Genomic DNA, 26,157 nt, shown 5'->3' with positions numbered 1-26,157 from the left:
GTTGCCTCGCTCAGTGCGTTGCGGTCGTGCCCATGGGTTGTTCGCCGATGATCGTCGGCGTGGCGCGCGAGCGCCGGTAACTGTCGACGATGTGCCCGTAGTGCAGCAGGCGTCCGATCGTATAGGTGGTGATCCGGGTGACATCGCGCACCGGGCTGAAGTGGCTGATGCGGAAATCACCCTGGTAACGCGATGCGATCGGCACCGAGACGACGCCGATGCCGCGCTCGCGGCAGGCCGTGATCAACACAGCGGCCTCGAACACGAAATTCTCCGCGGGCAGGTCGACCAGTTCCAGTGCGGCGCGCGGATAGAAGCGCTGGCCACTCTGGGTATCGGCGATCGGCCGGCCGCAGGCCCAGGAGATGCCCCAGTCGGCCACCGCATTCGCGCGCCGGCGGCCGGGCGGTTGCTGTTCACGCTCGAGCAGTCGCGCGCCGATCACGATGGCGCCGGGATAGGTCGTCACCGCATCGAGCATGGCGGGGATGTCGCCGGCCAGGTGCTGTCCGTCGCCATCCATGGTGAATACGCCGTCGTAGCCTTGCCGCATCGCTTCGCGGAAGCCGGTGCGCAACGCCTCGCCCTTGCCGCGACGCCCGGCGTGGCGCAGCAGGGTGACGGGAAGCTCGCCGACGATCTCCGGCGTGCGGTCGTCCGAGCCGTCGTCGACGACGATCACGGGCATGCCGAGTTGCAACGCGCCACTGACCACGGTCCTGATCGCCTGCGCCTCGTTGAGGCAGGGGATGAGGACGCAGTAGCGGTTGCCGTCGTGGGTCATGGCGCGATCGACAGGTCGATGTGCAGGTCCAGGCCTTGTGCGGCCGCGACGCGCAAGGCGGCGGGCCGTGCCGCGGCGAGCGCGCGCAGCAGCGGTACCGCGCGTGCGGACGGGTTGCTGGTGGCCAGGTCGTCCAGCCACGCATCGCCGCTGGGCTCGTGGCCGCTGTTGCCCGGCTCGGGCGAGATATCGAGGCGGATCGACGCGCCGTCGGCGTGGGGTGAGAGGACGAGCGCCACGGCGAACGGCCCGCGCGTGCTGGTCATGCCGCCGATCGGGCCGGTACCGGCGATGTCGTAGCTGGCGAGCAAGACCGGACGGTCGTCGGCGACGGCCTGGGACGCCGCCTCGAACAAGCCCGCGCCGAAGGTTTCCTCGCCGCCGGACACCGCGCTCGATGCCGCGTGGCAATGCGTGGCGATGGTCCAGTAGCCGGCCGGCGCGTTGTGCACCGAGTTATGGAATTTGGTCGGCGAGAGTTCGGCCGGCGCGGTGGCCAGCGTCGAGCACATGTAGTCCGTGATGACCTGGTCGCCATGCGCCGATGCGAACACGCAGGGCAGGGTGGCGGCATCCAGCCCACTCATCGACACGGCTTGCCCGGCCGCCGCGGCAGCCAGCAGCACGCTTTCCGGTGCGCGGCGACGTTCGTTCGCAGGCAGCACGTCGGCCACCGGTCGCTCGGCGGCACCGGGCGAAGCGTCACCGGCAGCGATTTCGCGAAAAGCCTGCCACGTCGATGCGCCCGGCGCCCAAGCGCCGATGCCCTTGACCCACACGGTAAGCGCCGCGCTCATGCCGGCACCCCTTGTCGTGCGAACGCCAGGCAGGCGTTGTTGCCGCCGAAGCCGAAGGAATTACTCAACGCGATGCGCAGCGTGCCGCGCTCGGCCTGCCAGGCCATCTGCGGCCCACATAGCGGATCGGGCGTCGTCGCACCGAGATTCGCGGGGACCACGCCGTCGCGCATCGCAAGCAGGGTCAGCACGGCTTCGAGGATCCCGGCGGCGCCCAGCGTGTGGCCGGTGAAACCCTTGGTCGAACTCGCGCGGGTGGTTTGCGGGAAGCTCCGCGCGACCAGCGCGGCTTCCACTTCGTCGTTCTTCTGGCTGGCCGTGCCGTGCAGGTTGATGTAGTCGACGTCACGCGCTTCGATGCCGGCGCGTTCCAGCGCATCGCGCAGGGCAAGCTCGGCGCCGAGGCCTTCCGGATGGGGCGTGGACATGTGGTGGGCGTCGCTGGCTTCGCCATAGCCGATGAACAGCGGCGTGGCACTGCCTTCGGTCACCCGTTCGAGCAGGGCGAAGCCGGCGGCTTCGCCGATGGAAATGCCGGCACGATCCGCATCGAACGGGCGGCACGGTTCGGCCGAGACCAGCTCGAGCGAGTTGAAGCCGAACAGCACGCTGTCGCAGAGGGAATCCACGCCACCGACGATCGCCGCATCGACCAGGCCCAGGCGGATCATCCGCTCGGCGTTGGCGAACACCTTCGCGCTGGACGAACAGGCGGTGGCGACGGTGAGGCAGGGGCCTTCCAGGTCGAAGACGCTGGCGACGAAGCCGGCCAGCGAGTGCGGGGTATGGATGGCCGGACGATGCAGGTCGGCCGGCATCACACCGTGGTCCAGCCGGCGGTAACCCTCTTCGGTGGCGCCGATGCTGGCGGTCGACGTGCCGAGCAGGACCGCCACGCGGGCGGCGCCATAGCGTTCGCGCGCGCTGCGCACGGCGTCGATGAATCCGTCCTGGCGCAACGCCAGCCACGCCAGCCGATTGTTCCGGCATTCCCACTGCGCGTGTTCGCGCTCGAGCGGTTCGTCTTCCACGCCGGACACGCGTCCGATCCAGCACGGCAGCGGTTCGCTGGAGAACGCGTTGGGCGTCAGGCCGCCTTCGGAGGCAGCGATCGCGCGGGCGTGGGCTTCGAGGCCGCGACCCAGGGCCGAGGTGGCCGTGAACGCGCTTATGGCTAGGGGAGGCATGGGATGAGGCATGCCGCGAGCCTATCCTTTTTGAGGCCCATCGTCGCGTGAACGCAACACCGTGATTCAGCCGATTGCATGCCATCGCCGCATCCGCAAGACTTGCCCGGCCATGACCGGTTTGCCCAAATCCATGCACCGCGGCGTCTGGCGTTACCTCGGCGACCGCGACATCCTGCAGGCCGCCGCGGTCACGCTGCTGCTGCTCATCGCCAGCGCCGGGCTTCTCTACGTGGCCCACCTCGTTCGCGTCTGGCATATCGCACGGCGCAGCCTGCCCAGGATAGATGCCCGCCAGACCTTGCTGGTATTCGGGCGGCGCCTCGTCAGGGGCGAGCCGGAGCACGACTTCATCGAACGACTGGCCTGTGCACAGGCGAACGCGAGCGACGGCCTGGCCGAGCGCGTACTGGTGCTCGGTGGCCTCAGCGGCGGTGGCGAGATCAGCGAGGCGGAGGCCGGGCAACGCTGGCTGGTAGCAGCGGGCTGGCCCGCCGGCGTGCCGCTGCTGCTGGAACAACAGTCGGTCGACTCGCTGGAGAACCTGCGCCACGCTCGCGAGATCCTGCGTCGTGCCGGCACGCTGCCGACGGTCGGGCTAGTCACCAATCGTTATCACCTGGCGCGCTGCCTGTACCTCGCGCGTCGGCTGGCGTTCGAGGCGACGCCGGTGGCGGCCGAGCCGGTGTTCACGCTCACGCCGCGCTACGTCAAGCGCATGGCCCTGGAGGCCGGTTACCTCATGTGGATCGACACCGGCATGCGCTGGGCCGCGCTCACCGGCAACCAGCGGGTGCTGGCGCGGATCGCCTGAGCCGCATCAGCCATGCGCGGCCGCCTGCCACAGCAACCGCCAGGCGACGCCTTGCTAAGCTTGCGGCATTCCCATCGAGGCCACGCGCCATCATGTCCGAACAAGCCGACATCGCCGAATCCTTCCTGCGCGGGCTACAGGACCGCATCTGCCAGGCCCTCGAGCAGGCCGATGGCGGCGCGACCTTCGTGGAGGATGCGTGGACGCGGCCGGCTGGTGGTGGCGGACGCACGCGCGTACTACGCGATGGCAAGCTGTTCGAGCAGGCGGGGGTCAACTTTTCACGGGTGGCCGGCTCGCCGCTGCCGCCAAGCGCCACCGCGCATCGGCCTGACCTCGTCGGCGGCAGCTTCATCGCCACCGGCGTGTCGCTGGTGATCCATCCGCGCAACCCGTACATCCCCACCACGCACGCGAACGTGCGCTATTTCGAAGCGTCGCGCGATGGCGCGGAACCGGTCTGGTGGTTCGGCGGCGGCTTCGACCTCACGCCGTACTACCCCTTCGACGAAGACGTGCGGCACTGGCATGGCGTCGCGCGCGACCTGTGCGCCCCGTATGGCGAGGACGTCTACGATCGCTACAAGAAGTGGTGCGACGAGTACTTCTACCTGAAGCACCGTGGCGAGACGCGCGGCGTGGGTGGGCTGTTCTACGACGACATGAACGAAGGCGGTTTCGATCGCTGCATGGACTTCACCCGCGACGTGGGGCAGGGCTTCCTCGATGCCTTCCTGCCGATCGTCGAGCGGCGCAAGGACACCCCGTACGGCGAGCGCGAAACGGAATTCCAGCTGTATCGACGCGGGCGTTACGTCGAATTCAACCTGGTCTACGACCGCGGCACGCTGTTCGGCCTGCAGTCCGGCGGTCGCACCGAATCGATCCTGATGAGCCTGCCGCCGCGCGTGCGCTTCGAATATGCCTACACCCCGGCGCCCGAAAGCGCCGAGGCCCGCCTCGCCGAATACCTCAAACCCCGCGACTGGCTCCCGTAGGAGCGCGCATGCGCGCGAAAGAACCATCCATGCGAAGCGCTCCCACCAACCTCAAGGAACGCTCCCAGCACCTTAGGAACGCTCCCACCAACCTTAAGGCGCACTACCACTGAACTTCTTGGCAGTAGCCCCCTCGATCTTCCCCACCGTGGCCGAATCGCTCACGTAAAGCTGCACTTCGCGCTCAAAGGTCATCGTGCCCGTCACCACGGCATGCGGCCCGATGACGATGGTCGGCGGACGGCTGTCGCTGGAATTCCAGCCCATCTTCGGCTTCTTCACCAGGATGCCGCCTTCCACCTTCGAGCCTTCGCCCACGGTGATGTTGGCGTTGACCGTTTCGATGCCGCCGCCGACGTGCGCCTGCTCCAGGGTGATGTCGCCATTGACGTTGGTCAGGTGGCCTTTGACGTCGGCGCCCTTTTCGAGCTTCACCCGGCCGTTGACGTTCTCGAGCTCGCCGGTCACCTGGGCACGCTCGCCGAGGTTCACGCCACCGTTCACGGTGTGCACCTGGGTGGCGGTGGCGCCGTCGCCGAGTTCGACCGAACCGTTCACGGTGCTGGCCTTCTCGACGGTGGCCTTGTCGCCGACGCGGACCGAGCCGTTGACGGTGCTCACGTCACCGGCGTGCTGGCCGGCTTCGACGCTCGCCGTGCCGTTGACCTTATGGACATCGTCGGCGGCAACGCTGGCGCCGGCAAACGCGAGGGCAATCAGGGCCGAGATCAGGGTAAGGCGCATGGTGGGTGGCTCCGCGAGTGGTCTGGGTTCGTAGGATGCGCCATGCCGGCGCAAGGTTTAGCGTGACTTGCGGCAGGGGTGCGGTGTTGACGGCCCCCGGCCACCGTTCCACCATCGGATTTTCCCCCTCCCATCGTTGGATGCCATGTACAAGCTCGTGATGATCCGCCACGGCCAGTCGGCCTGGAACCTCGAAAACCGCTTCAGCGGCTGGGCCGATGTCGACCTGACCGAGCAGGGCGTGGCCGAGGCCCGCGAGGCCGGCCGCCTGCTCAAGGACGCCGGCTTCAGCTTCAACCTGGCCCATACCTCGTACCTCAAGCGCGCCGTGCGCACCCTGTGGCACGTGCAGGATGCGATGGACCTGATGTGGATCCCCGTGGTGACCGACTGGCGCCTCAACGAACGCCATTACGGCGCCCTGACCGGCCTGAACAAGTCCGAGACGGCGGCCAAATACGGCGAAGACCAGGTCAAGATCTGGCGCCGCAGCTACGACACCCCGCCACCGGCCCTCAAGCCGGGCGAGATGTCCTTCGCCGACGACGCACGCTACGAAGGCATCGCCGATGTCCCGCTCACCGAGTGCCTGAAGGACACCGTGGCCCGCGTGTTGCCGTACTGGCACGACGTGCTGGCGCCGGCGATCAAGGCGGGCAACAACGTGCTCATGGCCGCCCACGGCAACTCGATGCGCGCGCTGGTGAAGTACTTCGACAACATCTCCGACGACGACATCGCCGAACTGAACATCCCCAACGGCATCCCGCTGGTGTATGAGTTCGACGCCGAGCTCAACCCGGTGAAGCACTACTACCTGGGTGACGAAGCCGAAATCGCCGCCAAGATGGCGGCCGTCGCCAACCAGGGCAAGGCGAAGCCCTGACCGGCCCGCCCGGCGCCATCCCGGTCTGCCGTGACAGTCGTCACCCGATCGGGATGGCTCCCGTCCCTGCCGCGAGCGCGCCAGGGGTCGTAAGGTAAGCCCACACCCAATCACGCGAGACCGATGATGCTTGCCCAGGCCGCCGCCCAGTCCACGTCCGCCCTTGTCCCGGTCGCCATGGCCGGCCTGATGATCTTCATCGTGTACCGGCGCGTCCGGCGCAACTTTGGCCGGCAGCCGATCCATACGCGCAAGATGGCGATCCGCGTCGGGATCTTTGCCCTGGTGGCGTGCCTCCTGATGACGATCGGCTTCGTCAGCATCAACCTCGCCGAGGGCGCGCTGGCGGGCCTGGTGGCAGGCGGCGCCCTGGCGATGCTGGGGCTGAAGCTAACCCGGTTCGAGCTGGGCACGGACAACGCGGACTGCTATTTCCCCAACCCCTGGCTGGGCGCCGCCCTGACGGCCTTGCTGGTTGGGCGCATGGCCTACCGCTTCATCATCCTGGGTGGCGCCATGCATGCGGGCACCGCGCCGGCCCATGGCCCGGGCCCCGGCGACAGCCCGCTCACGATGGCCGTCGTCGGCCTGACCCTGGGTTATTACCTGGCCTACTACGCGGGCATCCTGGTCCACCACCGCCGCTTCAAGCGGGCCGCGCTGGCCCAGGCGGCCTGAGGCGGGTCAGAGCGCGTCGTTGTCCAGTTCGCCGGTGCGGATCCGGACCACCTGCTCGAGCGGGGTGACGAAGATCTTGCCGTCGCCGATCTTGCCCGTGCGGGCGGCCTGCTGGATGACCTCGACCACGCGCTCCAGCTGGTCGTCGGCCACGGCCACTTCCAGCTTGATCTTGGGCAGGAAGTCGACCACGTACTCGGCCCCACGGTAGAGCTCGGTGTGGCCCTTCTGCCGGCCGAAGCCCTTCACTTCCGTCACCGTCACGCCCTGGACGCCTACATCGGCGAGGGCCTCGCGGACATCGTCGAGTTTGAACGGCTTGATGATGGCGACCACCAGCTTCATGTAAGAACTCCTTGGGGCGCACCGGCTGCGGCGCGCGGACGGCCATTGTGCCATAGGCCTGCGTCGCCGCTTCCTGGGTGCTTTGTAGGAAAAACCCTACACTACGTAGGGGTGTTCGCTGATAGCGCCTACATTCTCATCACTTAGAATTTATTCCACGACGTCGGGGTCGCAAGATGGACATGCAGGGTATCGACCAACTCGCAGAGCGGTTGGCATCGTTGGTTCCGCCAGGGTTGGCGCAAGCGCGTGAGGATATGCACGCCAACTTCAAAGATATCCTGGCGCAAGGATTACGCCGCCTCGATCTCGTAACGCGAGAGGAATTCGACGTTCAGAGCCAGGTACTCGCACGGACCCGCGAAAGGCTCGAAAGTTTGGAAAAGCGGGTCGCCAGCCTTGAGGCTGGCGCCACGCCTAACGGCCAGTAACCAAGGACGGCCGTCAGGTCCCGGGACCGCCCCCGATCCGTCACCCTCACCCCGAGAGCGGTCGGGGGCGGTTATTTTCCCCAGGCCTACGCAAAGGAGTGCGTCATGCGAGCCGGATCCACCATGGATCGACCCTGGTCGCTACCACCCAAATTCCGTAAGCAGTTACGATTCCGACTGCCATGAGCCTCGCCGTCACCCTTTCGCGCGCGCAGGAAGGTGTCGCCGCGCCCCAGGTCGTCGTCGAGGTCCACCTCTCCGGTGGCCTGCCTTCCACATCCATCGTCGGCCTGCCGGACTCGGCGGTGCGCGAAGCGCGTGACCGTGTCCGCGTCGCGATCCAGAACACCGCCTTCGAATACCCCAACCGCCGCGTCACGGTGAACCTGGCGCCCGCGGAGCTGCCCAAGGATGGTGGCCGTTTCGACCTCGCCATTGCCCTGGGCATCCTCGCCGCGGGGTCGCAGGTGCCACGCGAACGCCTCGACGATTGCGAATTCCTGGGTGAGCTGGCGCTTTCCGGCGAGCTGCGTCCCGTTCCCGGCATCCTTCCCGCGCTGATCCGCGCGCGCCGTTGCGGCCGTCGGATCGTCGTGCCGCGCGGCAACGCCGCCGAAGCGGCGCTGGTGGGGGAGGGCGACATCCTCCTTGCCGACAGCCTCGCCGAAGTGTGCGCCTGGCTGGGTGGCCATGCCGACCTGGCCAGTGCGAGCAACCCGGTCTTCGACGAACAGGCGACCAGTGGGCCGGACATGCGCGACGTGCGTGGCCAGTACCTGGCGCGTCGGGCCATGGAGATCGCCGCCGCCGGCCGCCATCACCTGCTGCTGATTGGCCCTCCCGGCACCGGCAAGACGATGCTCGCGGAACGCCTGCCGGGCATCCTGCCGGCGATGACCGAATCCGAAGCGCTGGAGAGCTGCGCGATCCGCTCACTCGCCGGCGAAGCGATCGATCCGGAAAGCTGGCGCCGCCGGCCGTTCCGCGCACCCCACCACACCGCCTCCGGGCCGGCGCTGGTTGGCGGCGGTTCCTCGCCGCGTCCCGGCGAAATCTCGCTCGCCCATAACGGCATCCTGTTCCTCGACGAGCTTCCCGAGTTCAGCCGACACGTCCTCGAAGTGCTGCGCGAGCCGCTCGAATCCGGGCAGATCGTTATCTCGCGCGCCCTGCGCCAGTCCACGTTCCCGGCCGAGTTCCAGCTGGTCGCGGCGATGAACCCGTGCCCGTGCGGGTATGCCGGCGACCCCCTGCACGAGTGCCGCTGCACGCCGGACCAGGTCGCACGCTATCGCTCGAAGATCTCCGGCCCGCTGCTCGATCGCATCGACCTCTGCGTGGAGGTGCCGCGCGTCGCCATCGCCGACCTCGGCACGACACGCGGCCCCAACGACGACGACAGCGCCACCGTGCGCCAGCGTGTCATCGCCGCGCGTGGCAAAGCCTTGTTGCGCGCCGGCCAGCCCAACGCGGAACTCAGCGTCGTCAACCTCGAACGCGACTGCGCGCTACCCCAGGCCGAGCGTGAATGGCTCGAAGGCACGCTGGACAAGCTCGGTGCCTCGGCACGTGCTTACCACCGTATTCTTCGCGTCGCCCGCACCATCGCGGATCTCGAAGGCGGCAGCGGTTGCGTCGAACAGCATCACCTCGCGGAAGCGATGCATTACCGTCGGTTCTGACGCGCCGACGGTGCGGAACCTACCCATGAGACGTTGTATCTTTGGCCAGCGTCACGTCCCGCCATGACGTGAATCACCAGTCTTAGAAGCCTGGAGTCAAAGCTACATGTCCATTGAGACCCTGCCGTCGGCCCGCACCTCGGCTCTCGTAACGCCGCACGGGGGTGTCCTGACCGATCTCTATTCGACATCGCCAGCCAGCCTCTTCGATGAACGTCCGGATGACCGAAGCCCCAGGATTACCCTGGATCATCGTCATCTGTGTGATCTGGAACTCTTGCTCAATGGCGCGTTTTCCCCGCTGACGGGATTCATGGCGTCAGACGACTACCATCGAGTCGTCCACGACCTGCGTCTTGGCAATGGGCTGCTTTGGCCCATGCCCATCGTGCTGGATGTGTCCGAAGCGACCGCGGCGGGCCTATCGATCGGGCAGGTGATCGTGCTTACGGATAGCCAGGGCACTCCCTTGGCTGAGTTGCGGCTGGACGATATATACCGCCCAGACAAGCATGCCGAAGCGCACCACGTCTTTGGTACCACTGACCGAAATCATCCAGGTGTCGAAGAACTGTTCGCTCGCGGCGCCGTTTATCTGGGCGGACCGCTGCGTGGCTTACGGGAGCCGGCACACGCCGACTTCCTTGACTTGAGATCGACGCCTCGTCAGCTTCGCCACTGGTTCATCCAGCATGGTTGGGACCGCATTGTCGGGTTCCAGACACGGAATCCCATTCATCGCGCACATTTCGAACTCACGCGACGGGCTTGCGAATCCATCGACGCACGCCTGCTATTGCACCCTGTGGTGGGGCGTACCAAGGAAGGCGACGTCGACGCGCACACCCGGGTACGCTGCTATCGAGCGCTCCTTCCTCACTACGCAGAAGGGCAGGTAAAGCTCAGCGTCCTGCCCCTGGCGATGCGCATGGCTGGGCCTCGCGAAGCGATGTGGCACGCGCTGATACGCAAGAACCATGGCGTCAGTCATTTCATCGTTGGGCGCGACCACGCAGGTCCCGGTCGTGATCGATCCGGACGACCGTACTACGGGCCGTGCCAGGCCCAGGATTTGCTGGAGGAACACAAGGGCGAATTGGGCATAACGATCATGGCGTTCCCGCCGATGGTGTTCTCGAAGGCTCGCCGACAGTTCGTACCGAGCGACCAGCTGGCCGACGGTGAGGATGCGGCTGATGTGTCGGGCACTGAACTCCGGCAGCACCTTCGCGCAGGGACGTCCATCCCCGCCTGGTTCACGTTTCCCGAAGTGGAAACCGTCCTGCGTGAGCGTTTCCCGGCTGGCGCGAAGCGAGGGTCCGCCATCTTTTTCACGGGGCTGTCGGGCGCGGGGAAGTCCGCGATCGCCCAGGCGCTCATGGCTCACATCCTGGAAGCGACCGGGCGGCAGGTCACGATGCTGGATGGCGACGAAGTCCGGCGGACGCTTTCCGCCGGACTTGGCTTTTCGAGGGAACACCGATCCGCCAACGTTCGACGCATTGCCTTCGTCGCCGCCGAAGTGGTCCGCCATGGTGGCGTGGTGATCTGCGCCCCGATTGCGCCCTATGCGGACGATCGCGCGGAAGCGCGCCGGCTGGTCGAGGCATATGGCGACTTCGTCGAGGTACACGTCAGCACGAGCCTCGACGTGTGTGAGCAGCGAGACACCAAAGGCCTCTATGCCCAGGCGCGAGCAGGCATCGTCAAGGAGTTCACAGGCATCAGTGATCCTTACGAAGTTCCGGCGAGCCCCGACTTCCGTCTCGATGGCGCAACCGGAACGCCGTCGTCGCATGCATCCACCATCTTTGAAGACCTTCTTCGGCGTTGGCGGTAGGAACGGAACGACGTCGAGCGAGCTTCACGTCGAGGCGTCAGGTCAGACCAGCTCAGCCATCGACGCCGGGTTGAACGCCTTGAGGTTGTGCGTGTCGCCGTTGCGCACCTTCGTCACCCACTCCGGGTCGCCGAGCAAGGCGCGGCCGACGGCGATGAGGTCGAACTCGTTGCGATCCAGGCGCTGCACGAGACGATCGAGGCCTTCGGGCGCCGAGCTCTCGCCACCGAAGGATGCGAGGAATTCACCGGACAGGCCCACCGAACCGACCGAGATGGTCGCGGCACCGGTGATCTTCTTCGCCCAGCCGGCGAAGTTCAGGCCTTCCTCACCGTCGATCCCGGGGAATTCCGGTTCCCAGAAACGGCGCTGCGAGCAGTGCAGGATATCGACGCCCGCAGCCACGAGCGGTGCGAGCCATGCTTCCATCTCGGCCGGGGTGTGGGCGAGGCGGGTCTTGTAGTCCTGCTGCTTCCACTGGCTGACGCGCAGGATGAGCGGCATGCCTGGCCCGATCGCCTGGCGGGCGGCGGCGATGACGTCGGCGGCGAAGCGAGAGCGCTGCGCGAGCGTCGCACCGCCAAAACGGTCATCACGCTGGTTGGAGCCGTTCCAGAAGAACTGGTCGATCAGGTAGCCATGGGCACCGTGCAGTTCGACGACGTCGAAACCGAGGGCCTTCGCGCTCGCCGCGGCACTGGCGAAGGCGGCGATCGTGTCGGCGATGTCCTCGTCGGTCATGGCCACGCCATGGGCGTCGTCCGGGCCGTTGAATCCGGACGGGCTCTCGGCCGGCTTGGGCGGAACCCATCCATAGCGGCCGCGCGTGCCGCCGGTGTGCCAGATCTGCGGGCCCATGCGGCCACCCGCTGCGTGCACTTCGTCGATGACGTGGCGCCAGCCGGCCAGGGCGGCGTCGCCGAAGAACGAGGGAATGTTGACTTCGTTGCGCGACGACGGGCGGTCGATCACCGTGCCTTCGGACAGGATCAGGCCCACGCCAGCGGCCGCGCGGCGGCGGTAATAGGCGGCGTTTGCCTCGCCGGGGACGCCGTTCGGGGCGAACAGACGGGTCATCGGCGCCATCACGATGCGGTTGGGCAGGGTCACGCCCTTGATCGTGAACGGGCGGAACAGGGTGTCGACGTTGGCTTGGGTCATGAGAAAGATCGCAACCGATAAGGGATGCGTCCGATGGTATACAGGATATACTTGGCGTCAATAAGGCACTTGAACGCCCTCAGGTATCCCCATGGAAACCACCTGCGCCCCTATTTGCACCCCCGACCGCTTTTCCGCCGGCTGCCCCAGCCGCGTGCTTTTCGAGCAGGTCGCCGATAAGTGGTCGATGATGGTGCTCACCGTCCTGCACCGCGGCCCCCTGCGCTTCAATGCCATCCGCCGGCTGCTGGAAGGGGTCACGCAGAAGGCGTTGACCCAGTGCCTGCGCCGCCTCGAGCGCAATGGCCTGCTCACCCGCCGGATCGTTCCGGCCGCGCCGATCGGCGTCGAATACGCGCTCACCGACCTCGGCCGCTCGCTGCATAAGCCGTTCAAGGATCTCTATATGTGGATGCACCAGCACCTGGCTGAGGTGGACGCTGCGCGCAGTCGCTACGACGCCGATGCGGCCGCCCACGCCAGCGAGGCTGCCGTCGGCTGACCCGGCCGGTGTCGCCTGGCGCGCGACGCCGGGGTCCCACCATCAAGGGATGGAAAGGGCAGCGTTCCGGGCGCACGCTCTTGGCCTGCCTGCTCGTGGAGTCTCGCGATGATGCTTTCCCTGTTCCTCGCCCTCGCCATGGTCGCCGAGCCCGCGGCTGCCGCCGTGCCGCCCGCGTTGCCATCCAGCTCCAGCTCCATCACCTACCACCGCGTCGATGTCGATGGTGTCGGCGTGTTCTACCGCGAGGCCGGCCCGCGGGACGCGCCGACGATCGTGCTGTTGCACGGCTTTCCGTCGTCGTCGCGGATGTTCGATACGCTGCTCCCCTTGCTGGCGCCGAAATACCACCTCATCGCGCCGGACTATCCCGGCTTCGGCAACAGCGATGCCCCGACGCCATCGCAATACACCTACACGTTCGACCACCTCGCCGAAACGACCGATGCCCTGCTCGAGAAGCTGGGCATCGGGCGCTACGTGATGTACCTGCAGGACTATGGTGGTCCGATCGGTTTTCGCATCGCGGCGAAACATCCCGAGCGCGTTCGCGGCCTGGTGTTGCAGAACGCCAATGCCTACAAGGAAGGCCTCGGCGCGAAGTGGGTCAACATCGCGAAATACTGGGAGGATCCCAAGGCGCATCCCGAGGTGTTCGAAGCGTTCACCTCGTTCGAAGGCACGCACCAGCGCCACGTCGCCGGAAGCCCGCATCCCGAGCGCTATAACCCCGACACCTGGGTCGATGAGTTCGCTTTCCTCAATCGCCCCGGGGAGAGCGACATCCAGCGCGCCCTGCTTTACGACTATCGAACCAATGTCGCTTCATATCCGACGTGGCAGGCGTATTTCCGCAAACACACGCCGCCTACGCTCGTCGTCTGGGGGCGATACGATCCCTCGTTCATCGCCGTCGGCGGCGATGCGTTCAAACGTGACATCCCCGCGGCGGAAATCCACCAGCTGAACGCTGGTCACTTCGCACTGGATGAGAAGGTGGATGAGATCGCGCAGCTGATGCTTAGGTTTCTGGAAGGTCTGAAACCCTGAGGTGCGCGTCGAAGTGACGCTGTGGCGGCGTAGGCGGCTCGGCGCGAGGACAGGTCGGCGACGGATATCCACAAGCCGGCGGAATGGCGCAGCTATTTCTCTGGCTCTTGCCGCAGGTCAGGGCTTGGTCGCTCCTTCAAGAAGCGCAACATAAACGGACGCGCCCAGGCGGGCGGCGGAAAGTCGGGTGGTGGGTTGTAGTTAACCCTAGGGCCGAAAGGCAAAGGTGCAAGCGGATCTTTTTCTTTCTTCACGCAACTACTCCCGTTAGAGAAACTCGACGTACTTCACGTCGGAGACATTGATGAGGATTCCCTCAGTTTCTACGGATTCACTGGTGTCTGGATTCGATCGCCACACGGCACCAGTCACGAAAAAATGGCCATGTGTTGCGTCAGATGGCCATATGGAAGGCCATCCGAAGATGATCGTCCCATCACAAAGATAAAGCGTAACGAATCGTGGATTCCTGGAGAAGACCCACGCCCACTCGTCGGGGTGGGCAGTCTGTGTCGTGAGTCCGAATCGTCGCAGCACGGCGTGCGGCATGTCGCGGTTCGAGGCGGCACCAAATATCAAGCCGGCTAGTACCGCGGTGGCCAGTCCAGCGACCATGTCCGATGTTTGTGACCAGCTCCCCAGCGTGACCAGGCGACCCAGGGCGAATGCGGCTTGTCGCTCACCAGAAACCACGGCCTGCACGATCACCGTATAGAGCAGCGCTTGTACGACGCGCTCGAAGTGCGACGGTCGCGAGTGCGCAGTGATGCCGTGATAAATCCACGCGACCAGGAACCCGGGTGCCAGGTATTGAAGTAAGGCAACGAGTTCACTGGAAAGCTCTGGCATGCGCGACTCCGCCGTTCGGGCATTCCATGGTTACAACATGCGTCCATGCCGAGTATCGGCGACGCCCAACACCCCTCGTAAGAGTTAATACTTATTTCATGTACTCCCCAGTTGACAAATGGGGTGGCGGGAGCGGAGAATTCTGTACCAGGCGGTTCGCTAATGGCCGCCCGCCCCGTCCCGGTGCTGGCTACCCCTCCCTCCCCCGCGTCAGCACCGGGACCCGGCCTTTTAATTCACATCCCCTTCGTTAGGCTCTTCCTTTAGTCGGCCCACCGTTTCGGTGCAGGCCGATTCTTTTTTTGGACAAGGGCTTACATGGGCATCGAACTCGGAATGCTGCTGACCCTGATGCTTGGCATCGGGTTCCTCTGCCAGTGGGTGGCGTGGCGGGTACGCCTGCCAGCGATCCTCTTCCTCCTGCTGGCCGGCATCCTGGCCGGGCCGGTGACCGGCCTGTTGCGGCCGGACAAGGTCATGGGCGACCTGCTGTTCCCGGTCGTGTCGCTGGCCGTGGCGGTCATCCTGTTCGAAGGCAGCCTCACCCTGCGCTTCCACGAGTTGAAGGGCATCGGTCATGCCGTCCGCGGCCTGGTCACCTATGGCGCCGTGCTGGCGTTGCTGTTGCTCGCGGTGGCGGGCCACTACATCGGCGGCCTCAGCTGGGAGCTTTCCTTCCTGTTCGGCGCCCTGACCTGCGTCACCGGGCCGACCGTGATCGCACCCATGCTGCGGACGGTCCGCCCCAACGCGCGCATCGCCAACGTGCTGCGCTGGGAAGGCATCGTCATCGATCCCATCGGTGCGCTGTTCGCCGTGCTCGTCTACGAGGCCATCGCCTCGCATCGCGAAGGCCATTCGCTCAGCGTGTTCCTCGGCACGGTGGCGTGTGGCGCGGCGGTGGGTGCGGTCGCCGCTTTCATCCACGGCAACCTGTTGCGTCGCCACTGGATCCCGGAATACCTGCAGAACTTCGGTACGCTCGCCGCGGTGCTGATGAGCTTCAGCCTGTCGAACGCCATCGCGCACGAGTCGGGCCTGCTGGCCGTGACGATCATGGGCATCGCGCTGGGCAACATGCGCGACGTGCACATCGACGACATCATGGATTTCAAGGAACACCTCACCACGTTGCTGGTGTCGACGCTGTTCATCCTGCTCGCGGCACGCCTCGACTGGCCGCTCCCCGACGGCGCGCTGCTGGCTGGCCTTGCGATCTTCGGCGTGGCCCAGCTTGTCGTGCGTCCGCTCTCGGTGTTGCTGTCGAGCCTGGGTAGCGGGCTGAGCTGGCGCGAGCGCGCACTGGTCGCGTGGGTGGCACCGCGCGGCATCGTCGCCGCTTCCGTCTCGGCGCTGTTCGCCATCCGCCTGGAAAAAGTCGGCGTGGTGGGCGCCGACAAGCTCGTGCCGCTGGTGTTCCTGATGATCATCGGCACCGTCGTGTTCCAGAGCGCGACGGCGCGGCCGCTCGCCCGCTGGCTGCGCGTCGCCGATCCCGAACCGCGTGGCGTGCTGATCTACGGTGCAAACACGGTGGCGCTGGATGTCGCGCAGGCGCTGCACGCCGTCGAAGGCCTGCGCGTCGTCGTCGCCGACGATGACTGGCACGGTATCCGTCGTGCACGCATGGCCGGCCTGGCGACGTTCTTCGGCAATCCCGCATCGCAGGCAGCCGATCGCGACCTGGATCTCGCCGGCATCGGCCACTTGCTGGCGATGTCGACCCATCGCGAGCTGAATTCGCTGGTGAGCGTGCACTATCGCGAAGAGTTCGGACGCGACAAGGTCTACCGTTTGCGCAACCTCGCACCGGAAGAAGCCAAGGGCCGCGTCTCCCTCGCAGGCAGCCTCCTTGCGCCGGCATTGTTCACCGAGGACATGACCCACGCGCGCTTCGACGATCTCCTGGGCGAAGGATGGCGGATCAAGACGACACGCCTGAGCGAAACCTTCGACTGGCCGCACTTCATCGAACAGTATGGTTCGCGCACCGTGCCTCTGTTCGGCGTTGACGAACGCGGCGACCTGCGGATCGCGACCGGTCTGCGGCCGCTGGAGCCGCGACCGGGCTGGAACGTCATCGCGCTGGTGCCGCCAGCGCGATGACTCCTCGTTCGCGGGTTACGCCGCCGACGCGGGATGGAACTGGCTTTCTTCCGTGGAGCCCGACAGCGCCGACAGCGAGCTGAGCGAGCCGGCGATCACCTGGTTCACCTTGTCGAAGTAGCCGGTGCCGACTTCGCGCTGGTGCTTGGCGGCGGTGTAGCCGTCCTTCTCCGCGGCGAACTCGGCCTCCTGGAGCGCCACGTAGGCTTCCATCTGGTGGTCGCGATAACCGCGGGCGAGCTGGAACATCGAGTAGTTCAACGCATGGAAGCCGGCAAGGGTGATGAACTGGAAGGCGTAGCCCAGCTTGCCGAGGTCGTCCTGGAAGCTGGCGATGGTTTTCTCATCGAGGTTCTTCTTCCAGTTGAAGCTGGGCGAGCAGTTGTAGGCCAGCTTCTTGCCCGGGAACTTCGCGTGGATGGCTTCGGCGAAACGGCGTGCCTCGTCCATGCTCGGCGTCGAGGTCTCGCACCAGATCAGGTCGGCGTAGGGCGCATAGGCGAGGCCGCGGCTGATCGCCTGGTCGATGCCCTGTTCGGTTTCGTAGAAGCCTTCCACCGTGCGCTGGCCGGTAAGGAACGGCTTGTCGTTGTCGTCGATGTCCGAGGTGACCAGGCCCGCGCCCATGGCATCGGTGCGGGCAACGATCAGCGTGGGCACGCCGGCGACGTCAGCGGCGAGACGGGCGGCGACCAGCTTCTGCACCGCTTCCTGGGTCGGCACGAGCACCTTGCCGCCCATGTGGCCGCACTTCTTCGCGCTGGCCAGCTGGTCTTCGAAATGCACGCCGGCGGCGCCGGATTCGATCATGTGCATCATCAGCTCATAGGCGTTCAGCACGCCGCCGAAACCGGCTTCCGCGTCCGCGACGATCGGCACCAGCCAGTCCAGGCCATCCTTGCCCTCGGCGTGATGGATCTGGTCCGCGCGCAGCAGCGTCTTGTTGATCTTGCGCACCACGTTGGGCACGGAGTCGACCGGGTACAGCGACTGGTCCGGGTACATGGTGCCGGCGGTGTTCGCATCGGCGGCGACCTGCCAGCCAGACAGGTAAATCGCCTGCAAGCCGGCCTTCACCTGCTGCATGGCCTGGTTGCCGGTCAGCGCGCCCAGCGCATTGACGTAGGGGCGGTCGTGGATCGAACGCCACAGGCGTTCGGCACCGCGGCGCGCGAGCGTGTATTCCACCTGCACCGTGCCGCGCAGGCGCACGACGTCCTCGGCGGTGTACGGACGCTCGACGCTGTTCCAGCGGTCGTTGTTCTTCCAGTCCAGCGTGATCTGTTCAGCGGTATGCGTCTTCATCGAAAGGCTCCTTGGATGGCCAGGATCAGGCGAGGTGTTCGTAGGCGGGCAGGGTGAGGAAGTCGCGCAACGTGTCGGCATGGGTGAGGGCGCTGATCAAGGCGGCTGCCTCGTCGGCGCGAGCCGCACCCGGCAGCGTCGACTCGCGCAGGCGATGGGTATGCGCCGCCAGGGCGTGATCGAACAGCGCGAAGTTGACCTGTGCGTGGTCGCTGAACTCGATCGGCCCGTGGTGCAGCCATTGCCAGAGCTGGGCGCGTGCGATCTCGGCGGTGGCGGCGTCTTCCATCAGGTGGTGGATCGGTACGCAACCCTGGCCGTCCAGCCATGCCGCGGTGTAGCGCAGGCAGACTTCCACGTTGTTGTCGAAGCCCGGGCGGGTCACCGTGCCCATGGCCGGTGCGATCAGTGCGTTGCGCGATGCGACGACGTCGTTTCGCTTCACATGCAGTTGGTTCGGTGTCGGCATGTGCGCGTCGAAGATGGCCTGGGCCACGGGTACGAGCGCGGGGTGGGCCACCCAGGTGCCATCGTGGCCGGCGGTAACTTCGCGCAGCTTGTCGGCGCGGACCTTGGCCATGGCGGCATCGTTGGCGGCGTCGTCGCCACGAATCGGGATCTGCGCGGCCATGCCACCCATGGCGAATGCGCCGCGGCGATGGCAGGTGCGGATGAGCAGCTCCGAATACGCCTTCAGGAAGGGCACCGTCATCACCACCTGGCCGCGCTCGGGTAGCAGCCGGTCGGGATGGGCGCGAAACGTCTTCAGGTACGAGAAGATGTAATCCCAGCGCCCGCAGTTGAGGCCGACGACGCGCGAACGAAGCGCGTGCAGGATCTCGTCCATCTGGAAGACGGCTGGCAGGGTTTCGATCAACACCGTTGCTTTCATGCAGCCGGCTGGCAGGCCAAGTGAGTTCTCGGCATGGGCCATCACGTCGTCCCACAGGGCGGCTTCTTCCATCGACTGCAGCTTGGGCAGGTAGAAGTAGGGGCCGCGATCGCGCTCGTGCAGCGAGGCGGCGTTGTGGAACGCAAACAGGCCGAAGTCGAACAGGGCGCCGGCAAGCACGCTGCCGTCAACTTCGACATGGCGCTCGGGCAGGTGCCAGCCGCGCGGACGGACCACGAGGACGGCGGGCGACGGCGAGAGCGCGTAGTGCTTGCCTTCCGCGCTGGTGAAATCGATCGTTCCCGCCACGGCGTCGCGCAGGTTGCGCTGGCCGTCGACCTGGTTGGCCCAGGTGGGGGCGCTCGAATCCTCGAAGTCGGCCATGAACACCTTCGCGCCGGAGTTCAGGGCGTTGATGATCATCTTGCGTTCGACCGGGCCGGTGATCTCCACGCGACGGTCCTGCAGGGCGGTGGGGATTTCGGCGACCCGCCAGTCGCCGTGGCGGATCGCCAGGGTGTCGTTGCGGAAGTCCGGCAGCTCGCCGGCGTCGTAGCGCAGTTGCCGTGCCGAACGCTCGGCGAGCAGGGCAAGCCGGCGACCGTCGAAGCGACGATGCAGGTCGGCGACGAAGGCCAGAGCCTGTGGCGTCAGGACGTCATCGAAGCGGCCGTCGGCGTCGTGCAGGCGGACGCCGCCGAGGGGGTCCATCACGCTTTTGGGGACTGCCATGGGTGTTGCCTCCAGCTCGGGGTCTGGAGTTCAAGCTACGCGCCCGCTACATTAGTTGACAAAGCATATGTTTCAATCAAACGCATTAAGATTGTTAATGTAGCCCGTAAGCTTCCGTTTCTACTGTGGATACTTCATGCCTCGCAAGCTGAATCCCGTCGGAAAAGCGCCGGCCAAGCCGCCAAGACGGCGTGTATCCGCGCCCGGTGCCGTGGTGAAGGCTGGGGAAGACGCCGTCGGCCGGTACTACTACAAGGGTAATCGCCTAAAGCAGCTGCGGGCCTTCGTGTACATCGTGCGGCTCGGGACCCTGAGCCGTGCGGCCGAGGCGCTCTTCCTGTCCCAGCCGTCCGTGAGCCTGCAGCTCCAGGCGCTCGAGCGTGAGATGGGCGTGTCGCTGGTCGAACGCACCCGCCGACGGATCACCCTCACCGATGCGGGTGAGGTGCTTTATGAACTGGCCCGCCCGCTGGTCGAAGGACTGGAGGGGCTGGATCGGGAGTTCCGCTCGAAGGTGCAAGGGGCCGAGGCGGGACGGCTCACGATCGCGGCCGGCTCGTCGACGATCCAGTACCTGCTGCCCGAACTGGTCAGGACCTATCGGGAACGGTTCCCTCACGTGCACCTCGCGCTGTCGAACGTGACCAACCGCGACGGCATTGCATTGCTTCGCAGCGACGAGGTCGACATCGCGGTGGGCTCGATGATCGACGTTCCGCATGACATCGCCTGGGCGCCGGTCTACCACTACGATCCGATGCTGATCATGCCGCCGGATCATCCGCTCGCGGCGAAGGCCGACATCCGCCTCGAGGACATCGCACCCTATGGGCTGATCCTTCCGCCCAAGCGCCTTACCACCTACAAGCTGGTCGACATGGTCTTCCAGCAGCGGCACGTGCCGTACACCGTGGCGATCGAAGTCGGTGGCTGGGACGTCATCAAGCAGTACGTGGCCATGGGCCTGGGCATCTCCATCGTCACGGGCATCTGCATCACCGACGCGGACCGCGACCGCCTCGCGATCCGTAACCTGCGCCAGTTCTTCCCGCAGCGCAGTTATGGCGTGGTCATGCGCAAAGGCAAGTTCCTCACGCCGGAAGCACGCGCCTTCATCGACCTCATCCGGCCGGGCCTGCTGACCCATCGCGATTACGACGAGTCGGGGCATTCCGAGCGGTGATGGTCAGGCGATGACATGAAAGAGTTCCCCGGTCTTCAGGACGCTTGCAAGTCTTTGCATGCCGCGTGCGCAGTAGAGCGTTTCCTCATACACGCTTCGAAAACTGAATGCTGGATCCGTTGGCGATAGCGACTGCACGATGCGATGAAGACGGTCCAGCCGATCAACGAGGTTGAACGGCGTATCACTGGACAACTTGTCGGTCCCGCGGCTGCGCTCGAGCAAGATGACCGATGCCATGTCTTCGGTCATTTTCCCTTCCTCCTTCAGCCGGACAACGATCCCGCGGAGTTGGCTGGGCCTGACGTTGCTCAGATCGAGTCGACCAAGCGCATCGATCGTTTCGTTCGACATGCCGTCAGCGGCGCGACGCACAAGGTCTTTGGTAGTCGAGCCTGAACCAAACTGGTCCAGTTGCATGACAGGTGTTGCTGGATTCGTGACCACGATGTTCATGTCGCCTCCTGTGACGAGAACTATCGGAGACCCGCGACGCATCGGATGAAGGCGAAATCCACAGTTGCTGTAGGTCGCGCGCTTGTGGTGTGTAAGGCACGGCAGTTCGTCGATGAAGAGTGTCTAGTGTCGGTTCTCCACAACCGAAGGAGACAGATATGCGATCGCGACTGCTCTGTGTCACTGCCCTGGTTCTTTCCGCTGCATTCGTGTGCGTATCAGCTACGCCACAGATCGCATCACCAAGGAAATGTTTCACAACGTTTCCCGAGCGACACATGAGCGGGAGGCTCGTCAGCGGGACCTCTGCGGCATTGAGTGAGTGGAGTGCCGGCTGTACGGGCCTGCTGACAGGGGCAACGTCGGCTGGTCGCCTGGTCTTGCAGCGCGCTGTCGCCAACGACTGGGTCACGGTGGCCCAGGGCATTTCGTTGCATGTACCGCAGCTCGGGCCCGGCCGATACCGCCTGGTTGTCGAGAACACCACGGCTATCCCGATCGCTTACCGTGCGCGATTCCGGATCTCGGGCGGCTAGCAGCAACGGCTAAGCGTCGTGATGCTTGCCGTGATAGCCGACGAACATTGCGCGGATGCGGACCAGGTCTGCGTCAGGGTCGTCTGTCGCGCGCACGATGGGTCCCAGCGTGAAGGTCTTCGTCGGGTAGTCGATGAAGACCGTCTGGATCGGCACGTTGGCTGCGCGTGCGATGCGCAGGAAGCCGGACTTCCACTGCTTGACGGGCTTGCGCGTGCCTTCAGGGGTGATGCCCAGCCATAGCTTGTCGCTGTCGGCGAAGCGCTGGACCATCTGGTCGACGATGTTGGTGGCTGCCTTGCGGTCGATCGGGATCAGCCGCAGCAAGCGGACGATGGGGCCGAATGGGCCATCGAAGGCTTCGCGCTTGATCATCACGCCGAGGTCGAGGCGGATGGCCTGCAGCATGAGCAGCCCATACACACCATCCCAGTTCGACGAGTGGGGTGCGCCGATCAGGATGAGCTTCTTCTCGTTGGGCATGTCGCCCACGATGCGCCACCCTGTCCGCTTGATCGCCCATCGGCACAGTCGACGGAACCAGGTTTCGGGTAAACGCGGGACATTCGGCGCCATCTCCACCGGCACACCGCTCATTCGCGGCTCCAGTCGCGCGACCGCGACCGCTTGGTGTCGCTGCGCTGGGACTTGCCCGTCAGGCGCCGCTCCTTGGAAGCGCGCGTCGGCTTGGTCGCCACGCGCTTCTTCGGCACGCGGGTCGCGGCGAGGATGATCTCGGCAAGCCGCTCGCGGGCATCGTCGCGATTGCGCGCCTGGTCGCGGAACCGGCGGGCCTGGATGACGAGGACGCCGGCACCGGTCAGGCGGCTGTCGCTCCGCGCCAGCAACCGTTCGCGCACGTCGTCGGGCAACGATGGCGAACTGGCGACATCGAAGCGCAATTCAACCGCACTCTCGGTGCGATTGACGTGCTGACCGCCCGGGCCATCGGCACGCGTGAAGCGCTCGATGAGTTCGGATTCGGCAATGGCGATGGTCGGGGTGACGATGAGCATGACGCTGGCGATTCTACCAGCGTCGCGCTGGCGGTCATGACGCAATGCAATCGTTGCGGGAAAGCCCCGGCCGCCTGGTCGCCAGTTAACCCGGCAGTGTCAGCCCTTCGGCTTCCAGCGCTGAGTTCCAGCCGAACCGTTCGACCAGCCGTGTCATCGTGTCATCGATCGGGGCCGAGATAGCGAGCGGTTCGCCAGAGCGGGGATGCACGAAACTCAGCCGCTGTGCGTGCAACAGCAAGCGATGCGAGCTGAAATGCTGCTTGTACAGCCGGTTATGGTCGCCCCGGCCGTGCTGGCTGTCGCCGACGATTGGATGGTGGACGTGGGCGAAATGCTTGCGGATCTGGCGGAAGCGGCCGGTGCGCGGTTCGGCGACCACGAGCGCGTAGCGCTGCTTGTCGTAGCGACCGAGCGGGATGTCCACCTCGATGGTGGCCAGTCGACGGTAGTCGGTCGTCGCGTCCTTGCGCGGGCCGGTCTCGCGAGAGCCCGGCAGGGGATAGTCGATGGTGCCTTCGGCCGGTTCCGGCCAGCCGCGAACGATGGCGAGATAGCGCTTGCTGACCGTGCGCGACATGAATTGCTCGCCCATCTGGCCGGCGATCTCGGGCGACCGGGCAACGAGCAGGACGCCGGAAGTCGCACGGTCCAGCCGGTGGGCCAGGTGCAACCGGCCTTCGACCTGCTCGCGCAGCAGGTCGATCAGGAACGCATCGTCGGGCCCGACGAACTTCGATCGGTGGACGGCAAGGTTCGCAGGCTTGTTGACGGCGACGAGGTCGTCGTCCTGGTAAAGAATCTCGAGCACGGCGACCTCAGGCGTTGCGGCGCGGCCAGCCAGTCGCGAAGGCCAGCACGCCTGCCACGCCCGCGACGATGGCCGGCCACATGCCGCGCGGCGCGAGCGTGCCCACGAGCACGGCGCAGATCAGCAGCGACGAACCCAGCATGCCGCAAGCCAGCAAGCGCCGGGTGCGCCGCGCGTCGTCGCGGGCCATCGCCAGCGCCACCGGATCGGCAATCTCGCGGCGTTCGCCGCTGGCCACCTGGCGTAGCGCGTCGCGGACCATTTCCGGCACGCGCGGTGCGGTATGGATCCACTCGGGCAGGCGTCGGCGTACGTCGCGCAGGGTCGAGCGCAGGCTGTAACGCTCGCGCAGGATCCGGCGCAGGACGGGATGCGCGACGGCCCAGATGTCGATCTCCGGGTCGAGCATGCGGCCGACGCCTTCGATGTTCAGCAGGGTCTTCTGCAGGAGGATCAGCTGCGGCTGCAAGGTGAGCTCGAAACGGCGCGCGGTCTGGAACAGCTTCACGACCAGCTCGGCGATTGAGATCTGCGCCAGCGGCCGGGTGAAGTAGGGTTCGCAGACGGTGCGCACCGCGGCTTCGAGTTCGTCCAGCCGGACGGTCGACGGCATCCAGCCCGCGGCGACATGCAGCTGCGCGATGCGTGCATAGTCGCGCTCGAACAGGGCGATGAAGTTCTCGGCAAGCCAGTACTGGTCGGCCTCCGGCAGCGATCCCATGATGCCGAAATCGAGTGCGATGAAACGCGGCTCGTCCACGCGCGAGGTATCGACCCAGATGTTGCCGGGGTGGGCGTCGGCGTGGAAGAAGTTGTCGCGGAACACCTGTTCGTAGAACAGGCGCACGCCCTTCTCGGCGAGGCGCTTGCGATCCAGCCCGGCAAGGTCGATGGCGACGATGTCGTCGGCGCTGACGCCACGCACGCGCTCCAGGGTCAACACGCGCTCGGTGCTGAAATCCCAGTGCACTTCGGGCACGTAGAGGTCGATGCCGCTGGCGAAATTGCGCCGCAGCAGGCTCGCGCTGGCGCCTTCGCGTTGCAGGTCCAGCTCGTTGTCGAGCATCTTCTCCACTTCCGCCACGACCTCGAGCGGACGGATCTTGTCGGCGTTGGGATGCCAGCGCTGGGCCAGCTCGCCCAGCGAGCGCAGCAGGTCGACGTCACGGGCGATGCGCTTGTCGATGCCGGGACGCAGCACCTTGACCACCACCTCGCGGCCATCGTGCAGGGTTGCGGCATGCACCTGCGCGATCGATGCGGAGGCGAGCGGCGTTTCGTCGAACCGTGCATACAGCGACGCGACCGGACCCTTCAGCTCGCGCTCGACGATGGCACGTGCTTCCGCGCCCGGGAACGGCGGCACCTGGTCCTGCAGCAGGGCCAGTTCATCGGCGACGTCCGCAGGCACCAGGTCGCGGCGGGTGGATAGCACCTGGCCCGCCTTGACGAAGATCGGGCCAAGGTCGGTCAGCGCGAGGCGCAGCCGGGCACCGCGCGGCAGGTTGCGCACGTCGGCGGTCGGCTTGGGAAAGAACGGGCGGACCAGCTTCAGCGGACGGAACAGGTGGGCGCCATCGACGAGGTCGTCGAGCTGGTATCTGAGGAGGACGGCAGCGACGCGCAGCAGGCGCGGGGCAAGGCGCAGCGGCGTCATGCGCCGGTCCCCTTCAGCGAGCGCTGCAGGCGGGCGATGCGCGCCTCCAGTCGTTCGGTGCGCTCGCGCACCGTGTCCACGCCATCGAGGAAGGCATCGACTTCGCCCGGTGCCACGGCCACGCGGCCTTCGTCGCGCAGCCAGTCCGCGCCGTCCTCGACGAGGTGCTTGCCGGTTTCCCGGGCATGCGCGAGGCCTTCGCGCAGTGCCTTCGCCAGCGCCACGCCCAGCGTGTCGCCAAAGGTTTTCGCGAAGGCCTCTTCGACATCGGGTGCGTACTGGCGGGCGAGCCGTTCCAGCCGGCGGGCAAGTTCGGCATCGCCGGCGATGTCCACCTTGCCGGGGGCCACGCCGTCGTCGTCACGGCGCAGCGCCATGGCCAGCAGGCTGCCGGGCGACGCGGTGACGCGCAGGCTGCCGCCATCTTCCGGCGGCCCGACGCGCAACCGGCCTTTTTCCACGCGGATGCGCAGGGCCAGCTCGGGTCCGCTCAGGTGCACCTGCACGCTGCGGCCATCGAGCACGTCCAGTCGCGTGCGGGTATCCGGATCCAGGTCCACGGCGCGATTGAGCGCGGCTTCCATGGCGCGTCCGGCGAGGACGCGAAGGGGACGGGGCAGGAAACGGTTCGGGCCAGCGTCGGCCGGGGAGCGCTCGGGAGTCATGCAGCGATTGTAGCCCGTGGCTCCCGTGGCGACCTATCCGTGTTGTCGCG

Annotated in this window: 26 protein-coding genes; 11 read left to right on the top strand and 15 right to left on the bottom strand. The window is 66.1% G+C overall.

Annotation, left to right across the window (positions count from 1 at the left end):
• Positions 1-10 precede the first annotated feature (10 nt).
• From KPL74_16240 to KPL74_16230, 3 genes are read right to left on the bottom strand one after another with little or no spacing between them, the layout of a single operon-like run.
• Positions 11-784: a glycosyltransferase family 2 protein gene (locus KPL74_16240; GenBank protein ID QWT19285.1), complete on the bottom strand. Its 774-nt coding sequence runs from the start codon at positions 782-784 to the stop codon at positions 11-13.
• Positions 781-1,581 carry a beta-ketoacyl synthase chain length factor gene (locus KPL74_16235; GenBank protein QWT19284.1) on the bottom strand — a complete coding sequence of 267 codons (801 nt, stop codon included), beginning with the start codon at positions 1,579-1,581 and terminating at the stop codon, positions 781-783. Before KPL74_16235 ends, KPL74_16240 begins: the two co-directional genes overlap by 4 nt.
• The gene (locus KPL74_16230; protein QWT19283.1) at positions 1,578-2,780 is read right to left on the bottom strand and encodes a beta-ketoacyl-[acyl-carrier-protein] synthase family protein; all 1,203 of its coding nucleotides are present in this window, start codon (positions 2,778-2,780) and stop codon (positions 1,578-1,580) included. Before KPL74_16230 ends, KPL74_16235 begins: the two co-directional genes overlap by 4 nt.
• A gap of 100 nt (positions 2,781-2,880) precedes the next feature.
• Between KPL74_16230 and KPL74_16225 the strand changes: the two genes are divergently transcribed.
• Positions 2,881-3,582, top strand: coding sequence for a YdcF family protein (locus KPL74_16225; GenBank protein QWT19282.1), 702 nt, complete (start codon positions 2,881-2,883; stop codon positions 3,580-3,582).
• Positions 3,583-3,707: 125 nt separating this feature from the next.
• Positions 3,708-4,580, top strand: a complete 873-nt coding sequence (gene hemF, locus KPL74_16220) for an oxygen-dependent coproporphyrinogen oxidase (protein ID QWT22631.1) — start codon at positions 3,708-3,710, stop codon at positions 4,578-4,580.
• Between the two features lie 93 nt (positions 4,581-4,673).
• Here the strand turns inward: hemF and KPL74_16215 are convergent, their stop codons facing one another.
• Entirely contained in the window at positions 4,674-5,324 is a 651-nt protein-coding gene (locus tag KPL74_16215; GenBank protein QWT19281.1) for a hypothetical protein, read from the bottom strand.
• 145 nt (positions 5,325-5,469) lie between these two features.
• Between KPL74_16215 and gpmA the strand changes: the two genes are divergently transcribed.
• Entirely contained in the window at positions 5,470-6,210 is a 741-nt protein-coding gene (gene gpmA / locus KPL74_16210; GenBank protein QWT19280.1) for a 2,3-diphosphoglycerate-dependent phosphoglycerate mutase, read from the top strand.
• A gap of 123 nt (positions 6,211-6,333) precedes the next feature.
• On the top strand, positions 6,334-6,888 hold the full coding sequence (locus KPL74_16205; GenBank protein ID QWT19279.1) for a hypothetical protein: 555 nt from the start codon (positions 6,334-6,336) through the stop codon (positions 6,886-6,888).
• A 6-nt stretch (positions 6,889-6,894) separates the two neighbouring features.
• On the opposite strand, the gene glnK is transcribed toward KPL74_16205, so the two are convergent.
• Entirely contained in the window at positions 6,895-7,233 is a 339-nt protein-coding gene (gene glnK / locus KPL74_16200; GenBank protein ID QWT19278.1) for a P-II family nitrogen regulator, read from the bottom strand.
• Positions 7,234-7,415: 182 nt separating this feature from the next.
• Between glnK and KPL74_16195 the strand changes: the two genes are divergently transcribed.
• From KPL74_16195 to KPL74_16185, 3 genes are all read left to right on the top strand, one after another.
• Complete coding sequence (locus KPL74_16195) at positions 7,416-7,664, top strand: accessory factor UbiK family protein (GenBank protein ID QWT19277.1); 249 nt, start codon at positions 7,416-7,418, stop codon at positions 7,662-7,664.
• Between the two features lie 182 nt (positions 7,665-7,846).
• Positions 7,847-9,346: a YifB family Mg chelatase-like AAA ATPase gene (locus KPL74_16190; protein QWT19276.1), complete on the top strand. Its 1,500-nt coding sequence runs from the start codon at positions 7,847-7,849 to the stop codon at positions 9,344-9,346.
• A 106-nt stretch (positions 9,347-9,452) separates the two neighbouring features.
• On the top strand, positions 9,453-11,186 hold the full coding sequence (locus KPL74_16185; protein QWT19275.1) for a bifunctional sulfate adenylyltransferase/adenylylsulfate kinase: 1,734 nt from the start codon (positions 9,453-9,455) through the stop codon (positions 11,184-11,186).
• A 42-nt stretch (positions 11,187-11,228) separates the two neighbouring features.
• On the opposite strand, the gene KPL74_16180 is transcribed toward KPL74_16185, so the two are convergent.
• On the bottom strand, positions 11,229-12,347 hold the full coding sequence (locus tag KPL74_16180) for an NADH:flavin oxidoreductase (protein ID QWT19274.1): 1,119 nt from the start codon (positions 12,345-12,347) through the stop codon (positions 11,229-11,231).
• A gap of 91 nt (positions 12,348-12,438) precedes the next feature.
• On the opposite strand from KPL74_16180, the gene KPL74_16175 reads away from it, so the two are divergent.
• Positions 12,439-12,849 (top strand): helix-turn-helix transcriptional regulator, encoded by a 411-nt coding sequence (locus KPL74_16175; GenBank protein ID QWT19273.1) that lies wholly within the window; start codon positions 12,439-12,441, stop codon positions 12,847-12,849.
• Between the two features lie 138 nt (positions 12,850-12,987).
• The gene (locus KPL74_16170) at positions 12,988-13,899 is read left to right on the top strand and encodes an alpha/beta hydrolase (protein QWT22630.1); all 912 of its coding nucleotides are present in this window, start codon (positions 12,988-12,990) and stop codon (positions 13,897-13,899) included.
• Between the two features lie 267 nt (positions 13,900-14,166).
• On the opposite strand, the gene KPL74_16165 is transcribed toward KPL74_16170, so the two are convergent.
• Complete coding sequence (locus KPL74_16165; protein ID QWT19272.1) at positions 14,167-14,748, bottom strand: hypothetical protein; 582 nt, start codon at positions 14,746-14,748, stop codon at positions 14,167-14,169.
• A gap of 318 nt (positions 14,749-15,066) precedes the next feature.
• Between KPL74_16165 and KPL74_16160 the strand changes: the two genes are divergently transcribed.
• Entirely contained in the window at positions 15,067-16,854 is a 1,788-nt protein-coding gene (locus KPL74_16160) for a cation:proton antiporter (protein ID QWT19271.1), read from the top strand.
• A 15-nt stretch (positions 16,855-16,869) separates the two neighbouring features.
• Here KPL74_16160 and aceA read toward each other — a convergent pair whose 3' ends face one another.
• Both aceA and aceB read right to left on the bottom strand, forming a co-directional pair.
• Positions 16,870-18,159 carry an isocitrate lyase gene (aceA, locus tag KPL74_16155; GenBank protein QWT19270.1) on the bottom strand — a complete coding sequence of 430 codons (1,290 nt, stop codon included), beginning with the start codon at positions 18,157-18,159 and terminating at the stop codon, positions 16,870-16,872.
• Positions 18,160-18,184: 25 nt separating this feature from the next.
• Positions 18,185-19,762 carry a malate synthase A gene (aceB, locus tag KPL74_16150; protein ID QWT22629.1) on the bottom strand — a complete coding sequence of 526 codons (1,578 nt, stop codon included), beginning with the start codon at positions 19,760-19,762 and terminating at the stop codon, positions 18,185-18,187.
• A 157-nt stretch (positions 19,763-19,919) separates the two neighbouring features.
• Here aceB and KPL74_16145 point away from each other — a divergent pair, with 157 nt between their 5' ends.
• Positions 19,920-20,966, top strand: a complete 1,047-nt coding sequence (locus KPL74_16145) for a LysR family transcriptional regulator (GenBank protein QWT19269.1) — start codon at positions 19,920-19,922, stop codon at positions 20,964-20,966.
• A gap of 3 nt (positions 20,967-20,969) precedes the next feature.
• Here the strand turns inward: KPL74_16145 and KPL74_16140 are convergent, their stop codons facing one another.
• The 6 genes from KPL74_16140 to KPL74_16115 all read right to left on the bottom strand — a co-directional run bounded on the left by KPL74_16140 (position 20,970) and on the right by KPL74_16115 (position 26,107).
• On the bottom strand, positions 20,970-21,422 hold the full coding sequence (locus KPL74_16140) for a hypothetical protein (GenBank protein ID QWT19268.1): 453 nt from the start codon (positions 21,420-21,422) through the stop codon (positions 20,970-20,972).
• A 545-nt stretch (positions 21,423-21,967) separates the two neighbouring features.
• A complete protein-coding gene (locus KPL74_16135; GenBank protein ID QWT19267.1) occupies positions 21,968-22,450 on the bottom strand; it encodes a 1-acyl-sn-glycerol-3-phosphate acyltransferase in 483 nt (160 codons plus the stop codon).
• Positions 22,451-22,551: 101 nt separating this feature from the next.
• Positions 22,552-22,974, bottom strand: a complete 423-nt coding sequence (gene arfB, locus KPL74_16130) for an aminoacyl-tRNA hydrolase (GenBank protein QWT19266.1) — start codon at positions 22,972-22,974, stop codon at positions 22,552-22,554.
• A gap of 85 nt (positions 22,975-23,059) precedes the next feature.
• Positions 23,060-23,785, bottom strand: coding sequence for a tRNA pseudouridine(65) synthase TruC (locus KPL74_16125; GenBank protein ID QWT19265.1), 726 nt, complete (start codon positions 23,783-23,785; stop codon positions 23,060-23,062).
• A 7-nt stretch (positions 23,786-23,792) separates the two neighbouring features.
• Complete coding sequence (ubiB, locus tag KPL74_16120) at positions 23,793-25,442, bottom strand: ubiquinone biosynthesis regulatory protein kinase UbiB (GenBank protein QWT19264.1); 1,650 nt, start codon at positions 25,440-25,442, stop codon at positions 23,793-23,795.
• Positions 25,439-26,107, bottom strand: a complete 669-nt coding sequence (locus KPL74_16115) for an SCP2 sterol-binding domain-containing protein (GenBank protein ID QWT19263.1) — start codon at positions 26,105-26,107, stop codon at positions 25,439-25,441. Before KPL74_16115 ends, ubiB begins: the two co-directional genes overlap by 4 nt.
• Positions 26,108-26,157: the final 50 nt, after the last annotated feature.

Origin of the sequence: Bacillus sp. NP157, assembly GCA_018889975.1 — a bacterium.
Lineage (GTDB): Bacteria > Pseudomonadota > Gammaproteobacteria > Xanthomonadales > Rhodanobacteraceae > Luteibacter.
Note: the sequence above shows the minus strand (reverse complement) of the source record. Positions and strands in the feature narration are given on the sequence as shown.

What these genes read in the sequence shown, in the direction of transcription:
- KPL74_16160 (QWT19271.1), top strand. Translation starts at nt 15,067, where the DNA reads ATGGGCATCGAACTCGGAATGCTGCTGACCCTGATGCTTGGCATCGGG.
- KPL74_16185 (QWT19275.1), top strand. Translation starts at nt 9,453, where the DNA reads ATGTCCATTGAGACCCTGCCGTCGGCCCGCACCTCGGCTCTCGTAACG.
- gpmA (QWT19280.1), top strand. Translation starts at nt 5,470, where the DNA reads ATGTACAAGCTCGTGATGATCCGCCACGGCCAGTCGGCCTGGAACCTC.
- KPL74_16165 (QWT19272.1), bottom strand. Translation starts at nt 14,748, where the DNA reads ATGCCAGAGCTTTCCAGTGAACTCGTTGCCTTACTTCAATACCTGGCA.
- glnK (QWT19278.1), bottom strand. Translation starts at nt 7,233, where the DNA reads ATGAAGCTGGTGGTCGCCATCATCAAGCCGTTCAAACTCGACGATGTC.
- KPL74_16230 (QWT19283.1), bottom strand. Translation starts at nt 2,780, where the DNA reads ATGCCTCATCCCATGCCTCCCCTAGCCATAAGCGCGTTCACGGCCACC.
- KPL74_16195 (QWT19277.1), top strand. Translation starts at nt 7,416, where the DNA reads ATGCAGGGTATCGACCAACTCGCAGAGCGGTTGGCATCGTTGGTTCCG.
- KPL74_16215 (QWT19281.1), bottom strand. Translation starts at nt 5,324, where the DNA reads ATGCGCCTTACCCTGATCTCGGCCCTGATTGCCCTCGCGTTTGCCGGC.
- KPL74_16115 (QWT19263.1), bottom strand. Translation starts at nt 26,107, where the DNA reads ATGACTCCCGAGCGCTCCCCGGCCGACGCTGGCCCGAACCGTTTCCTG.
- ubiB (QWT19264.1), bottom strand. Translation starts at nt 25,442, where the DNA reads ATGACGCCGCTGCGCCTTGCCCCGCGCCTGCTGCGCGTCGCTGCCGTC.
- aceA (QWT19270.1), bottom strand. Translation starts at nt 18,159, where the DNA reads ATGAAGACGCATACCGCTGAACAGATCACGCTGGACTGGAAGAACAAC.
- KPL74_16145 (QWT19269.1), top strand. Translation starts at nt 19,920, where the DNA reads ATGCCTCGCAAGCTGAATCCCGTCGGAAAAGCGCCGGCCAAGCCGCCA.
- KPL74_16175 (QWT19273.1), top strand. Translation starts at nt 12,439, where the DNA reads ATGGAAACCACCTGCGCCCCTATTTGCACCCCCGACCGCTTTTCCGCC.
- KPL74_16205 (QWT19279.1), top strand. Translation starts at nt 6,334, where the DNA reads ATGATGCTTGCCCAGGCCGCCGCCCAGTCCACGTCCGCCCTTGTCCCG.
- KPL74_16235 (QWT19284.1), bottom strand. Translation starts at nt 1,581, where the DNA reads ATGAGCGCGGCGCTTACCGTGTGGGTCAAGGGCATCGGCGCTTGGGCG.
- KPL74_16140 (QWT19268.1), bottom strand. Translation starts at nt 21,422, where the DNA reads ATGAACATCGTGGTCACGAATCCAGCAACACCTGTCATGCAACTGGAC.
- aceB (QWT22629.1), bottom strand. Translation starts at nt 19,762, where the DNA reads ATGGACCCCCTCGGCGGCGTCCGCCTGCACGACGCCGACGGCCGCTTC.
- KPL74_16180 (QWT19274.1), bottom strand. Translation starts at nt 12,347, where the DNA reads ATGACCCAAGCCAACGTCGACACCCTGTTCCGCCCGTTCACGATCAAG.
- KPL74_16170 (QWT22630.1), top strand. Translation starts at nt 12,988, where the DNA reads ATGGTCGCCGAGCCCGCGGCTGCCGCCGTGCCGCCCGCGTTGCCATCC.
- KPL74_16225 (QWT19282.1), top strand. Translation starts at nt 2,881, where the DNA reads ATGACCGGTTTGCCCAAATCCATGCACCGCGGCGTCTGGCGTTACCTC.
- arfB (QWT19266.1), bottom strand. Translation starts at nt 22,974, where the DNA reads ATGCTCATCGTCACCCCGACCATCGCCATTGCCGAATCCGAACTCATC.
- KPL74_16240 (QWT19285.1), bottom strand. Translation starts at nt 784, where the DNA reads ATGACCCACGACGGCAACCGCTACTGCGTCCTCATCCCCTGCCTCAAC.
- KPL74_16190 (QWT19276.1), top strand. Translation starts at nt 7,847, where the DNA reads ATGAGCCTCGCCGTCACCCTTTCGCGCGCGCAGGAAGGTGTCGCCGCG.